At 63.4% G+C, this 12341-nt stretch carries 16 protein-coding genes; 6 read left to right on the top strand and 10 right to left on the bottom strand.

Annotation, left to right across the window (positions count from 1 at the left end):
• Window position 1: 1 nt before the first annotated feature.
• On the top strand, window positions 2–907 hold the full coding sequence (locus FHS54_RS13210; RefSeq protein ID WP_167304242.1) for a prephenate/arogenate dehydrogenase family protein: 906 nt from the start codon (window positions 2–4) through the stop codon (window positions 905–907).
• Between the two features lie 2 nt (window positions 908–909).
• Here the strand turns inward: FHS54_RS13210 and FHS54_RS13215 are convergent, their stop codons facing one another.
• The 4 genes from FHS54_RS13215 to ftsE are packed head-to-tail and all read right to left on the bottom strand — an operon-like array spanning window position 910 to window position 3756.
• A complete protein-coding gene (locus FHS54_RS13215; RefSeq protein WP_167304243.1) occupies window positions 910–1605 on the bottom strand; it encodes a lysophospholipid acyltransferase family protein in 696 nt (231 codons plus the stop codon).
• Between the two features lie 8 nt (window positions 1606–1613).
• Window positions 1614–2144, bottom strand: coding sequence for a YdcF family protein (locus FHS54_RS13220; RefSeq protein WP_167304244.1), 531 nt, complete (start codon window positions 2142–2144; stop codon window positions 1614–1616).
• Window positions 2141–3043, bottom strand: coding sequence for a cell division protein FtsX (locus FHS54_RS13225; protein ID WP_167304245.1), 903 nt, complete (start codon window positions 3041–3043; stop codon window positions 2141–2143). Before FHS54_RS13225 ends, FHS54_RS13220 begins: the two co-directional genes overlap by 4 nt.
• Window positions 3040–3756, bottom strand: coding sequence for a cell division ATP-binding protein FtsE (ftsE, locus tag FHS54_RS13230; protein ID WP_167304247.1), 717 nt, complete (start codon window positions 3754–3756; stop codon window positions 3040–3042). Before ftsE ends, FHS54_RS13225 begins: the two co-directional genes overlap by 4 nt.
• Window positions 3757–3924: 168 nt before the next feature.
• Between ftsE and FHS54_RS13235 the strand changes: the two genes are divergently transcribed.
• On the top strand, window positions 3925–4788 hold the full coding sequence (locus tag FHS54_RS13235; protein ID WP_167304249.1) for an MJ0042-type zinc finger domain-containing protein: 864 nt from the start codon (window positions 3925–3927) through the stop codon (window positions 4786–4788).
• A gap of 32 nt (window positions 4789–4820) precedes the next feature.
• Here FHS54_RS13235 and FHS54_RS13240 read toward each other — a convergent pair whose 3' ends face one another.
• Together FHS54_RS13240 and FHS54_RS13245 are read right to left on the bottom strand one after the other, a co-directional pair.
• On the bottom strand, window positions 4821–5726 hold the full coding sequence (locus tag FHS54_RS13240; RefSeq protein WP_167304250.1) for a pirin family protein: 906 nt from the start codon (window positions 5724–5726) through the stop codon (window positions 4821–4823).
• Window positions 5727–5785: 59 nt separating this feature from the next.
• Window positions 5786–6073: a BolA family protein gene (locus FHS54_RS13245; RefSeq protein ID WP_167304251.1), complete on the bottom strand. Its 288-nt coding sequence runs from the start codon at window positions 6071–6073 to the stop codon at window positions 5786–5788.
• Between the two features lie 44 nt (window positions 6074–6117).
• On the opposite strand from FHS54_RS13245, the gene FHS54_RS13250 reads away from it, so the two are divergent.
• The gene (locus tag FHS54_RS13250; RefSeq protein ID WP_167304253.1) at window positions 6118–6735 is read left to right on the top strand and encodes a DnaJ domain-containing protein; all 618 of its coding nucleotides are present in this window, start codon (window positions 6118–6120) and stop codon (window positions 6733–6735) included.
• A 10-nt stretch (window positions 6736–6745) separates the two neighbouring features.
• On the opposite strand, the gene FHS54_RS13255 is transcribed toward FHS54_RS13250, so the two are convergent.
• On the bottom strand, window positions 6746–7012 hold the full coding sequence (locus tag FHS54_RS13255; RefSeq protein ID WP_167304255.1) for a DUF1294 domain-containing protein: 267 nt from the start codon (window positions 7010–7012) through the stop codon (window positions 6746–6748).
• 173 nt (window positions 7013–7185) lie between these two features.
• Here FHS54_RS13255 and cobS point away from each other — a divergent pair, with 173 nt between their 5' ends.
• Genes cobS through FHS54_RS13270 form a run of 3 tightly spaced genes read left to right on the top strand, consistent with a single transcriptional unit; the run spans window position 7186 to window position 10542 of the window.
• Entirely contained in the window at window positions 7186–8193 is a 1008-nt protein-coding gene (gene cobS / locus FHS54_RS13260) for a cobaltochelatase subunit CobS (protein WP_167304257.1), read from the top strand.
• Between the two features lie 4 nt (window positions 8194–8197).
• Window positions 8198–10024, top strand: coding sequence for a cobaltochelatase subunit CobT (cobT, locus tag FHS54_RS13265; protein WP_167304259.1), 1827 nt, complete (start codon window positions 8198–8200; stop codon window positions 10022–10024).
• Between the two features lie 47 nt (window positions 10025–10071).
• On the top strand, window positions 10072–10542 hold the full coding sequence (locus tag FHS54_RS13270; RefSeq protein WP_167304261.1) for a GreA/GreB family elongation factor: 471 nt from the start codon (window positions 10072–10074) through the stop codon (window positions 10540–10542).
• Between the two features lie 81 nt (window positions 10543–10623).
• Here FHS54_RS13270 and FHS54_RS13275 read toward each other — a convergent pair whose 3' ends face one another.
• From FHS54_RS13275 to FHS54_RS13285, 3 genes are all read right to left on the bottom strand, one after another.
• Complete coding sequence (locus FHS54_RS13275) at window positions 10624–11115, bottom strand: Dps family protein (protein WP_167304263.1); 492 nt, start codon at window positions 11113–11115, stop codon at window positions 10624–10626.
• 134 nt (window positions 11116–11249) lie between these two features.
• Window positions 11250–11819, bottom strand: coding sequence for a TMEM165/GDT1 family protein (locus FHS54_RS13280; protein WP_167304265.1), 570 nt, complete (start codon window positions 11817–11819; stop codon window positions 11250–11252).
• 15 nt (window positions 11820–11834) lie between these two features.
• On the bottom strand, window positions 11835–12167 hold the full coding sequence (locus FHS54_RS13285; RefSeq protein ID WP_167304266.1) for a hypothetical protein: 333 nt from the start codon (window positions 12165–12167) through the stop codon (window positions 11835–11837).
• Window positions 12168–12341: the final 174 nt, after the last annotated feature.

The raw sequence follows: 12341 nt of genomic DNA on the forward strand, positions 1-12341 counted from the left end.
GATGCTGCCCTTTTCCCGCGTCACCATCATCGGTCTGGGGCTGATCGGATCATCGCTGTGCCGCGCGATCCGGGATCATATGCCCACGGTCCGGGTCACCGGCTACGACGCCGATCCGCAGGTGCGGCAAATTGCGCGCGCCATCGACCTGGCCGACGACGTGACCGATACCGCGGGTGCTTCGGTAACCGATGCTGATCTGGTCATACTGTGCGTCCCGGTGCGGGCGATGGGCGCGGCGGCGGCGGACATCGCGCAGGACCTGCCCGCCGAAGCCATCATCAGCGACGTGGGATCGTGCAAGGTGGACGTTCTGGCGCAGCTTAACGCCGCGCTGCCGGGCCGGTGCATCATCCCCGCTCATCCGGTCGCCGGAACGGAAAATAGCGGCCCGGAAGCGGGCTTTGCGTCACTGTTCCATGGCCGCTGGTGCATTGTCACCCCGCCCGCCGATGCCGACCCGGCGGCGGTAGAGCGGGTCGCAGAGCTATGGCGGCGCGTGGGCGCGGAGGTCGAGAGGATGGACCCCCCGCATCATGATCTGGTGCTGGCGGTGACGAGCCACCTGCCCCATCTGATCGCCTATACGATCGTGGGGACGGCCAGCGACCTGGAGGATGTGACCCAGTCAGAGGTTATCAAATATTCCGCTGGCGGCTTTCGTGACTTCACGCGCATCGCCGCGTCCGACCCGACCATGTGGCGCGACGTGTTCCTGGCGAACAAGGACGCGGTGCTGGAAATGCTGCAACGTTTTTCCGAAGACCTGTCGGCATTGCAGCGTGCGATCCGGTGGAATGACGGGGATGCGCTGTTCAACCTGTTCACGCGGACGCGGGCGATCCGGCGGTCGATCATCGAACAGGGGCAGGATGATGCGAAACCCGACTTTGGCCGGAGCCACTGATTTCAAACGCGATTGTTCAGCGCGTTGATGGCGGCATGGACGCGCGCTTCGGCCAGGTGGCGATCAAGGCCTGCGGGGACGACCTGTCCCACCTTGTAGGTGATGACGCCTGCGCGTTTCAGAAAGCTGCCGCGCGGTGAGACGCGGCCACTGTCGATGGCGATCGGGACCACTGGCAGGCCCAGCAGCGCATAAAGTCCCGCAAAACCGGCCTTGAGTGGCGGCGCTTCGCCATGCGGGACGCGCGTGCCTTCGGGGAAAAGGCATAAGGGACGGCCTTCCGCCACGCATTTGCGGGCAGCGGTGCGCAAGGCCCGCATCGCGCTGGCCCCGGCGCTGCGTTCGATGGGGATCAGACCATATTGGCGCGCGACCCTGCCCCATAGGGGAATATCGAACAGTTCCCGTTTGGCGGCGATGGCCGGACGATCGAACAGGCAGAGTATGTCGATCGTTTCGAACATCGATTCATGTTTGATGATGTAGAGATAGTCGCCCTGCGGCAGTTCGCCTTCGACACGCACCTTTTGCCCCAGAAGCCAGCGCGTGCAGAAGCGATGGAGATAGGCCCAGGCGGTCGCCACTCGCCGAACGGCGACTGGCGAGACGAAGGCGACGAGCAGCGCCGTCAGCACCAGCAGCAAGGACATGCTGTAGAAGGCGAACATATAGGCGAGCGAGCGCAGAGCCGTAATCATCAAGCCGCCTATATCCCAATCAACGCAGCGGCGCGCCGCAGCAGATATTTATTATATTCACGCGCCAGCATGGTCAGGCTGGGACGGCTGGGCACCGCGTCGTAAACGATCGTCACGCGGCTGGGCAGCGCCTGTCGCAGTTCCAGCGCGGAGCGACGCATGTGCCAGTCGGTCGTGATCAGCCGCACCGTTTGAAAGTCGCGCCGCTCCAGCCAATGCGCGGTTTCGATGGCGTTGGATCGCGTGTCGATCGCCTCTCGCCCCAGCGTTATGCAACAAGCGAACAGCCGTTCGGGGGCGTCATATTGCGCTGCCAGTTCAGCCGGGCGCACCGAACGATCCACCCCGGAAATCAACATGCGTTTCGACGCGCCTTCCTGAAGCAAGGCCAGCCCCCGGTCGATCCGACCTGCGCCACCGGTCAGCACGACGATGGCATCGGTCGTCCGGCCATCCAGCGGTTGCGGCAGAAAGATCGCGAACCAGGCAAAGCCGAGCATCCACCCGAGCACGGACAGCGCGAAGAGCCGGACGATCATAGCAGCCGACCCAGCGACCGCAGCACCGTCCAGCGCGCAGCCAATGTCGCGAGCAGCACGCCACCCAGCGGCAGCGCGGCCAGCACCAGCCAACCAATCCAGGACAGGCGGATCGCCCCGACCAGGTCCGATCCGGTTGCCGTTAGCCGGGCACCGAGCAAAAGGATGACCAGCAAGGCCACGGTAAAGCCCAGGAGCCCGCCGAACAAAGCATCCAGTCCGATGCGGCGCTGAAACAGCCGGGCAATCTGAACATCGGTCGCACCCATCAGGTGGAGGACGTCAATCGTGCCGCGATGGCTGTCATGCGCCGCCCGCGCGGCCAGCACGACGATGGCGGCGGTGGCCACCGCCATCAGCAGGACAATGCCCGCCGCCAGACCACCCAAGGCGGCAAGCAGTTGCCCCAGTGGCTGAAGAAAAGCCGCGTGCGGCTCTATTCTTATGCTGGGCGATAGGGTCGCCAGGATGGCCCGCAGGCGAGCGACCTTGGCCTGTGTCGATCCGGGCGTCAGTTCAACGTCGATCAGCGCCGGAATGGGCAGGTCGCCGCTGACCGCCTCTTCCCCCAGCCAGGGCCTGATCTGGTCGGCCAGGACGGCGGGATCGACCGGATGAAGCGTCCGCACGTCCGGGCTTTTGCGCAGCAGGCGCACGGCGCGACCGCTATAGTCTTCACGACGGTCGGCGTTCGCTTCCACGATCTGCACGGTCACCCGTCCCGCCAGTTCAGCACCGACCGATTGCACCGCCGTCCCCAGACCCAGTCCGGCAGCCGCTGCCAATACGGTCAGAAACATCATGATCGCGATGACCCAAGGCATGGGACCAGCAACCCGGCCTTCGGGCAGCAACCTATGGCGCGCGGCAGCAGCGGCGCGGCGATCCGCCCCGGTCATGGCGCGACCGCCGCTTGGGCACGTGGCGGATAACGCAGCGAGCCCGTCGGATCAGACAGCCGCCCCTTATCCAGCCGCATCATCTGCGCGCCTTCCACCTGGCCGATCAGCGGCAGGTCGTGGGTAGCGACCACGATGGTCGTGCCCAGGCGATTGAGTGCTTCGAACAAGGTAAGCAGGCGTCGGGCCATGTCAGCGTCGACGTTGCCGGTCGGTTCGTCCGCCACCAATATTTCCGGTCGGGCAATCACCGCGCGGGCGATGGCGACGCGCTGCTGCTCGCCCCCCGACAGGGTCGCCGGACGCGCATCGGCCCGGTCGCCCAGGCCGACCCAGTTCAGCATCTCCGACACCGACGCATGGGTTTCGGCCTCCACCATGCCAGCGACGCGCAAAGGCAGCGCGATATTGTCATAGGCGGACAGATGCGGGACCAGCCGGAAATCCTGAAAAACGACGCCGATGCGGCGACGGAAACCGGGCAGGCGGTTGCGGGGCAAGGTCACGACATCTTCGCCAAACAGGCGGATGACGCCCCGGCTGGGGCGCTGCGCCAGATAAAGGAGCTTCAACAGCGATGTCTTGCCCGCGCCCGACGCACCGGTCAGGAAATAAAATCCGCCGCCATGCAGCGAGAAGCTGACGTCGGACAGGGTCTCGCTGTCCAGACCATAGCGCAGGCCGACATTTTCGAACTGGACGATTGCCGACATGATTCAATGAATGCGCCTGCGCGCTCCCTGCTGCCCCTGGGTCGCAGCAATGGCACAGTGGGCAGGGAGCCGTAAACCCCAAGCCGCGTGGACCGGCGAGTCGCGGCAGGCCGCTGCCGCCTGTCGATGCCGCTTGCCCTTGAGTCCAAGCCATGGCTATGAAGCGTCATGATCCTGGTGTGTCCCAATTGCGCCACGCGCTATATTGTACCGGACAGCGCCGTCGGCCCCAATGGCCGCCAGGTTCGCTGCGCCTCTTGCAAACATAGTTGGTTTCAGGAGGGTGCCGCGCTTGCGCCCCAGGAACGGGCCGCGATGCCGCCGGTGCAGGCCATGGAAGAAACGGCGACGTCCGTTGCTCCCTCAGCAACTCCGCCGCCTCCATCGCGTCCAGCCCCAGCTCCAGTCCCACCGGCTCCCGCACCTGCCCAACCGGCTGAGGATGACGCTGAATTTTCGTCTTCCGTAGCGGCCACTGCGCCATCGTCACCGACGCTCGCCCGTGGGGCTGCCGTCGCGTCGGCGGCGGATAGCGGTTATCGTACCGATGACATTTACGGACGGGCAGGCCAGCAACAGGCGGAGGAAAGCGCGCCAGCATCCCGCCCTCGGCGCAACCGCCTGAAGCTGTGGACCTATGCAGCCGTCGCCTTTTTCCTGACCATGGGAGCGTTGGGCGGCGGGCTCTGGTATTTCGGCGCGCCAAGCTGGGCTGTGAATCTGGGCTTTGTAGCGGAGGAAGGCGACCCCGACCTGCTATTCTATCTGTCCAAGCCTGCCGAGCGCCGCAAGCTACCGACGGGTGAGGAATATTTCGCATTCGGCGCGCGCATCGTGAACAGCGGCAAGGAAGTCCTGCCCGTGCCGCCCGTGCTGGTGCAGTTGCGCGACCAGCAGAACCGCCTTGTCTTCAGCTGGACCACCAAGGCGGATCGCAACAGCCTGAAACCCGGCGAGGAAGCGTCGATCAATGAAAGCCGGATCGACATTCCCAAAAATGCCGAAAACCTGTCGCTGACCTTCGTCCAATAAGCGGCCCCGCCACAGGCCCGATCACCAGCCGGTCAGGGATAGCTGACGGTTTTGGGCCTGCCCTGCGGGATGGGAATAAATTCCTGATCGTCGCCGGGGATCAGCGGAAAACGCATCGCTTCCCAATCCTCCCGCGCCTGATACAGCCGGTCGACATCCGACGACACGAAATTCCACCAGACATGACGTGGCGTGCGGAATGCTTCCCCGCCGCACAGCATCACCCGCCCGCCATCCACGCTCATCAATGTCGCGCGCGTACCGGGGCGCAGCACATAAAGCGTCTGCGGCTGAAGCATCATCCCGTCCAGCGCCGCGTCGCCGCCCGCGACATAGATCGCTCGTTCCTCTGCATCTGCGTCGATAGGCACACTGCCACCGGGCGACAGCTGAATATCGGCATAGATGGTATTCGCATAGGTCGTCACCGGCGATGTTTCGCCCCACAATGTTCCCATGATCACGCGCGCGCGAGCATTGCCACAGTCGATGATGGGCATGCCGCCTTCGCCGACATGTTCAAAGGCGGGCGGCATTTCCTCCAGCCCGTCGGGCAGCGCCAGCCAGGTCTGGATCGCTGACAGCTTGGATAGCTTTGCCCGTTCTCCATCGGGCGATCGTTCGGAATGGACGATGCCGCTGCCCGCCGTCATCAGGTTGACCGCGCCCGGCTCGATCAACTGCTCCGTCCCCAGGGAATCGCGGTGCACGAATGCGCCTTCGAACATGTAGGTGACCGTGGCGAGGTTGATGTGCGGATGCGGGCGCACGTCGATGCCCTGCCCCGCCCCGATCCGCGCTGGTCCGGCCTGATCAAAGAAAATGAACGGCCCCACCATGGTCCGTTCCCGCGCGGGCAGTGAACGGAAAACGCGAAAGTCGCCCAGATCATGGGTCGTGGGGGTGATCGTCTGGGTGATGATGTCGTCAGGGATCATGGGGCATCCAGTTCGCTAGGGTGGCTGATGAAGGGCAGGCTGCAGACTCCAGCCGTCCCCTACTCTTCGCCGGGCGCGCGCGCCTTGATTGCAAGGGCATGGACCTTGTCGCGCAACAGTTCGGCCAGCGCCGCATTCACCATGCGCTGCCGCGCAACCCGATTCTGGCCGGAGAATCGCGCCGACACGATCTCCACCGTGAAATGGCTCTCTCCCGAACCGTCATGTCCCGCGTGGCCGCGATGCCGGTCGCTATCATCGATTACGGCGAGATGTTCAGGCGACAGGGCGGCGCGCAGCCGCTCTTCAATCTCTGTGGCCACTGGGCCTTTCAGTTGCGTGCTCATCGCCCCTATATAGGGCTTTTGCTCATCCATGCATCAGGACAATCGTGGCCAGCGACCCGTTTTCGAACCGACGTTTCAACCGTTTCCATGGCCGGGTGGAAAGCGACCACCCCTGCGCCGCCAAAGGCTGCGAAGAGCCGGGCGAGTTTCGCGCGCCACCGGCAGACGGGCCGGCGTCCAACCATGAAGGGCCGCGCTGGCGCTGGCTGTGCCTGGATCATGTGCGCGAATTCAACCAGGGCTATAATTTCTTCAGCGGCATGAGCGCGGACGAAATCGCCGCCGCTCAGCGCCCCTATGCCGGATGGGATCGCGAAACCCGCGCCTTTTCATCCAACGCCGCCAGCCCGCCGCCCCGCTGGGGCGATTTTTCCGACCCGCTCGATGCCATCGGCGCGAAATTCAAGGACCGGATGGCCAAGGCCCGCGCCGATAGCCAGATGCGGCAAGACGGCAAGTTCCTGTCCAACGAGGACCGCAAGGCGATGGCAGTCATGGGATTACCCATCGACGCGGATCGTAAAGCGTTGCGGCAGCGTTATACTGAATTGCTGCGCCGCTATCATCCCGACCATAATGGCGGCGACCGTAGTCATGAAAGCGCGCTGCAAGGCGTGATCGAGGCCTATGGGCTGCTGCGCAAAGCGGTGGCCTTTGCCTGAGCGGACGGACTCAGAAAATGAACCACCCCATCAATAGGCCGCACTGAATGACGGCGATCAGTATCAACTGCGTGGAAAAGGGTTCTTTGCGAGTCTTATGACGGAACAAGTGGCGTGCAATCAGCGCTCCAGGCGTTCCTCCGATCAACGCAAGACCAAGGAGATCAGTCTCCCTGATACGACGCCCGCCCGACCTAGCCCGCGCCTTGTCCTGGCCGAAGCAAAAGATGGTCCAGACGTTAATAGCGATCAAAGCGGCCAGCATCATATGCGTCATCGCAACGACTTAGCCTTTCTTGCGTTAACAAACGCCTGAAAAATCCGCCCCCATTTCACGGACCACTTCACGTCAGGCCCGCTTGATCGCTGCATGACGAAGCCCCACTCTATCGACACGCCCTTCCCCGATCGGTTAGGGGCTGGAAAGATCATTCAGAAAGACCTGCGCGCATGACCGACATTTCGAACGTCCAGCCCGATACCCGATCCGAAACGCTGCTGGCCGCGCCCGACCGGGAAGTGGACGCGCGGGAAGTGTTCGGTGTCGATGTCGACCTGAAAATCCCGGCTTTTTCCGAAGCGGACGAGCGGGTGCCTGACCTTGACCCCGCTTATGTGTTCGATCCCGACACGACGCTGGCGATCCTGGCCGGGTTCGCATTCAATCGCCGCGTCATGGTCCAGGGTTACCACGGCACCGGCAAGTCGAGCCATATCGAACAGATCGCCGCCCGCCTGCGCTGGCCGTGCATCCGCATCAACCTGGACGCGCATATCAGCCGTATCGACCTGGTCGGGCGCGACGCCATCGTCCTGCGCGATGGACAGCAGGTCACGGAATTCCGTGAAGGGCTGCTCCCCTGGTCGTTGCAACGGCCGGTGGCGCTGGTCTTCGACGAATATGATGCGGGCCGCCCTGACGTCATGTTCGTGATCCAGCGCGTCCTGGAAGCCGACGGCAAGATGACGTTGCTCGACCAGAACCGCGTGATTCGCCCGAACCCCTGGTTCCGCCTGTTCGCCACGGCCAATACCGTGGGCCTGGGCGATACGACGGGGCTTTATCACGGCACGCAGCAGATCAACCAGGGCCAGATGGACCGCTGGAATCTGGTGGTGACGCTCAACTACCTGCCCGCCGCGACCGAAGCGCAGATCGTCCTCGCCAAGTCAGGCGAATATGATCACGAAGGCGGTCGGAAAGAAGTCGAGAATATGATCAAGGTGGCGGAACTCACCCGCCAGGGCTTCATCAACGGCGATATTTCGACCGTGATGAGCCCGCGCACCGTGATCAGCTGGGCGCAGAACGCCCTCATCTTCAAGAATGTCGGGTTCGCCTTTCGCCTGAGCTTCATCAACAAATGCGATGAGGCGGAACGACCGCTGGTGGCGGAATATTATCAGCGGGTGTTCGGCAAGGACCTGCCGGAGAGCGTGGCGCACCGGGTAGCCTGACGCCATGGCTGAGCGATCGCCCCTGGACGCATTCAAGGACGTGCTGTCCGGCGCGGCGCGGTCGATCGCGCGCGATGCGGAGGTGGAGGTGGGCTTCACCGCCGACGCGCCGCATATGGCGGGCAAGGCGATCAAGGTGCCGACGCCCGCCCGCACCCTGCCCGCCGATCAGGTGGCGCTGGCGCGCGGCTTTGCCGATGCGAATGCCCTGCGGCTACGCCATCACAACAGCCGCCTGCACGCCCACGCCGCTCCGACCGATGCGACCGCGCGGGCTGTCTATGACGCGGTGGAGCAGGCGCGGGTAGAGGCGATCGGGTCGCGCGCCATGGAAGGGGTGCGTGCGAACCTGAACCATGCGCTGGACCTCAAGCTGAAGTCCGACCCGTTGCGCCGGGCGCGTTCGGCAGATGAAGTGCCGCTGTCCACCGCTGTTGCGCTCAAGGTCCGCGAGCGGTTGACCGGTCAACCGATGCCCAAGGACGCCATCACGGGCATGGCGCTGGTCGACCAGTGGATCGAGGACAATGCGGGCAGCGATCTGGATGCGCTGGGACTGGCGATCGATGACCAGCGCGCTTTTCAAAAGCTGGCGCAGGCCATGCTGGAACATCTGCATCTGGTCGAAGCCGACACGCCCCCTGAAACCGACGATTCGGAACCTGACGACCAGGGCGAAGACGAAGAGGAGCAGCAGGAAGAGGGCGATTCTGGCGAGGATCAGGCTGGCGACAGCGACATGAACGCCGAAGCCCGCGCCGACGACACGGGCGGCGACACGGAAGAAGGCGACAGCGAGTATAGCGACGATTTCGACGCCGACAGCGATGCAGGCGCCGACGATATGGGCGAAGAAGGCATGATGCCGGTTCGCCCCAACCGACCGCTGTCCGACCTGCCGCCCGGTTTCGACTATAAGCCCTACACCCAGCTGCACGATGAGGTCGTGACCGCCGAGGACCTGTGCGACGAGGACGAACTGTTGCGGCTGCGCGGGTTTCTGGACCAGCAGCTCACCAGCCTGCAAGGCGCTGTCACCAAACTTGCCAACCGTTTGCAGCGACGGTTGATGGCGCAGCAGTCGCGGTCGTGGGATTTTGACCAGGAAGAAGGGCTGCTGGACGCGGCGCGACTGGCCCGCATCGTCATCGATCCCACGCGATCGCTGTCCTACAAGATCGAACGCGACACCGAATTTCGCGATACGGTGGTGACGCTGTTGATCGACAATAGCGGTTCCATGCGCGGACGGCCGATCAGCATCGCCGCGATCAGCGCGGACATCATGGCGCGCACGCTGGAACGATGCGGCGTCAAGACAGAGATATTGGGCTTTACCACCCGCGCGTGGAAGGGCGGGCAGAGCCGGGAAGACTGGCTGGCGGCAGGACGGCCGCCCTTGCCGGGGCGGCTCAACGATCTGCGTCACATCATCTACAAGAAGGCCGACGAGCCATGGCGGCGGGCGCGCAAGAATCTGGGCCTGATGATGCGCGAGGGGCTGCTGAAGGAGAATATCGACGGCGAGGCACTGCTATGGGCGCATAGCCGCCTGATCGCGCGGCATGAGGAACGCCGCATCCTGATGGTGATTTCCGATGGCGCGCCGGTCGATGATTCCACCCTGTCGGTGAATAGCGGCACCTATCTGGAGCGGCACCTGCGCCAGGTGATCGAATGGATCGAGGCGCGGTCGCCGGTCCAGCTGGTGGCGATTGGCATCGGCCATGACGTTACCCGCTATTATCGCCGCGCCGTCACCATCATGGATGCCGAACAATTGGGCGGCACGATGGTGGAACAGCTTGCCGGGTTGTTCGACGAGGATTGAAAGCCGGTCCGGCGCTTCCGATCTCAGCAGTTTGTCAGGAGAGTGCCATGAGCGTCGCCTTTCGTCGCGAAAGCGATGAGGAACATCTGGAACCCAAGTTCGAGATTCCGATTCCGCCCGGTCCCAATTGGGTGACGGCGCGCGGACTGCGACTGACGCGCGAGAAGGTCGAGGCGCTGGAGGCGGTCGCGACGACGGACATGGCCGAAGACGATGTGAAGAAGCTGAAGCGCGACCTGCGCTATTGGCGCACCCGGCTGGCGACTGCGCAATTGCAGCCGGTGCCGAATGCGGAGGCCGTGACATTCGGGACGCGCGTGACCTATCGGCTCAATGGCGGGACGAAGACGGTCACCATCGTGGGCGATGACGAAGCCGATCCCAATGACGGGCGGATCAGTTTTTCCTCGCCGCTTGCCCGCGCGATGATCGATGCGGAAGTGGGCGAACAGCTGGATTTCGGGAGCAACGGTCAGTCAGTAGAGATTCTGGCGATCAGCCCTATCGAAGAGGGCTGACCCGCCAGTGAGGACGCAGGGGCCGCGGAGAGGAACCTCTGCATGCATGCCCTGCGCCTGGGAGCGAATTAGGCTTGGCGATCAGCCGTTGCGCCCTGCTTCGAACAGGAACCATGCGCGTTCTTCGGCCTGATCGGTCCAATCGTCGACAATGCCTTCGGTCGCGTTGTCGCCAGCGTCGGTGGCGGCAGTCTTGGCGGCGCGGAGCGATTCCACGAGCCGCAGATTATCTTCGCGCAATTCGTTCAACATATCGGCAGCGCTGACATATTCGGCGTCATTGTCCTTGATCGATTGATGGCGGGAAATGTCGCCAATCGACCGCAGCGTCGTATTGCCGGTCTTGCGCACGCGTTCGGCGATGGCGTCAGTGGTCGCCAATATCTGCGTCGCCTGCTCATCAAACATCAGGTGATAGTCGCGGAAATGCGGGCCAGAGACGTGCCAATGGAAATTCTTGGTCTTGAAATACAGGGCGTAGCTGTCGGCCAGTACGCCGTTCAGCGCTTCGGCCACCGATTTGGTGGCGTTGCTGCGCAGGTCGGTCGGCGTCTTGAGATTAGGGGCGGTCATGCGTTGCTCCTGTGTCCAGCGAATGATTTCGGGAGTATAATGATCTGATCGCCAAAAAGTATCATGACAGGACGCAAATTTCCCGGTGAATTCCTCGCTCAGTCTGATCAAGCGGGTCGATCAGCCCGCGTCGATCAGCCCACTAGCCCCAGCGCCACGACGGCGCTGCCCAGCCCGATGACCACCATGGTCAGCGCGCCCGTCAGCCGGATCGCCCGTAGCGGGACATGCTGTGCCAGTCGTTCGCGCAGCAGCACGGCGGGTATTATCGCCGCCATCATTCCCAATGCGCCGCCCAAGGCGGCCATCGCGGGATCGGCAGTCCGGGTTGCTATGCCCAGGATCAGAAATTGCTGACCATCGCCAAAGCCAAGGATGAACAGGCCCAGCGCCGACGTCAGAAAGGGACCTGTCGGCCAGGTCGTCAACGGGTCGGGCGGCTTGACTGGCCACAGCATCCCGCCGCCCAGCATCAGCACCGCCAGCGCCAGGAACAGCAGGCGCGCCTGCGATCCCAGCATGGGACCAATGAAAGCCCCGGCAATTGCGGCAAGTATGGCGTTGGCGATGACCGCTACGGCGGCGCCAGCAATAACGGCGCGATTATTGTGGAAGCGCGCGCCGAGCGCCAACGCCAGAAGCTGACTTTTATCGCCTATGCCGCCCAGCAAACATCCCATCAGTGCCGTCAGCAGTGCATCCATGGGGGCGGGCGGGCTTTAGAGCGAGATGGAAGGGCGCGCGGAAACCATCGGCTTCGTCGCAATGGAAAGGGGAATGATGTCGGCCCTGGGCATTTGCGCCGCGATCGCATCCCGAATAAGGTCGAGATAGGAGAGCACCACTGGCCCCATGCCCTGCAGCGACAATGCCGATTCCAGCGTGCAGGCCAGGCTTTCGACGCTGTCGATATGATAGGCGCGGGACAGGTGACGGACCTGATCAAGCTCATCACGCAAGCGCGACACGCTCAAATGGCCGCGCTCGTCGGCGAGGCCGTCGACCCGTTCAAGCAGATTTGCCAGAATGGCCATCATCGGATCATGTCGCATGGAGAATTCTCCCCCGTCTTTGGCTTAAGCCCGCACTATGCATGCAGGAAGTTAAGGCCGTGTAAAGCGTAACGCGCGGTGCCCCGGTGGGTTGCTTCGCCTTGACATCGATCCGAATCTCCCTCATGGGCGGCTGCTGAAACAGGGCGGCCTTTTTCGGAAGATTGGGGCCGC

Origin of the sequence: Sphingobium vermicomposti (genome assembly GCF_011762025.1) — a bacterium.
GTDB lineage: Bacteria > Pseudomonadota > Alphaproteobacteria > Sphingomonadales > Sphingomonadaceae > Sphingobium > Sphingobium vermicomposti.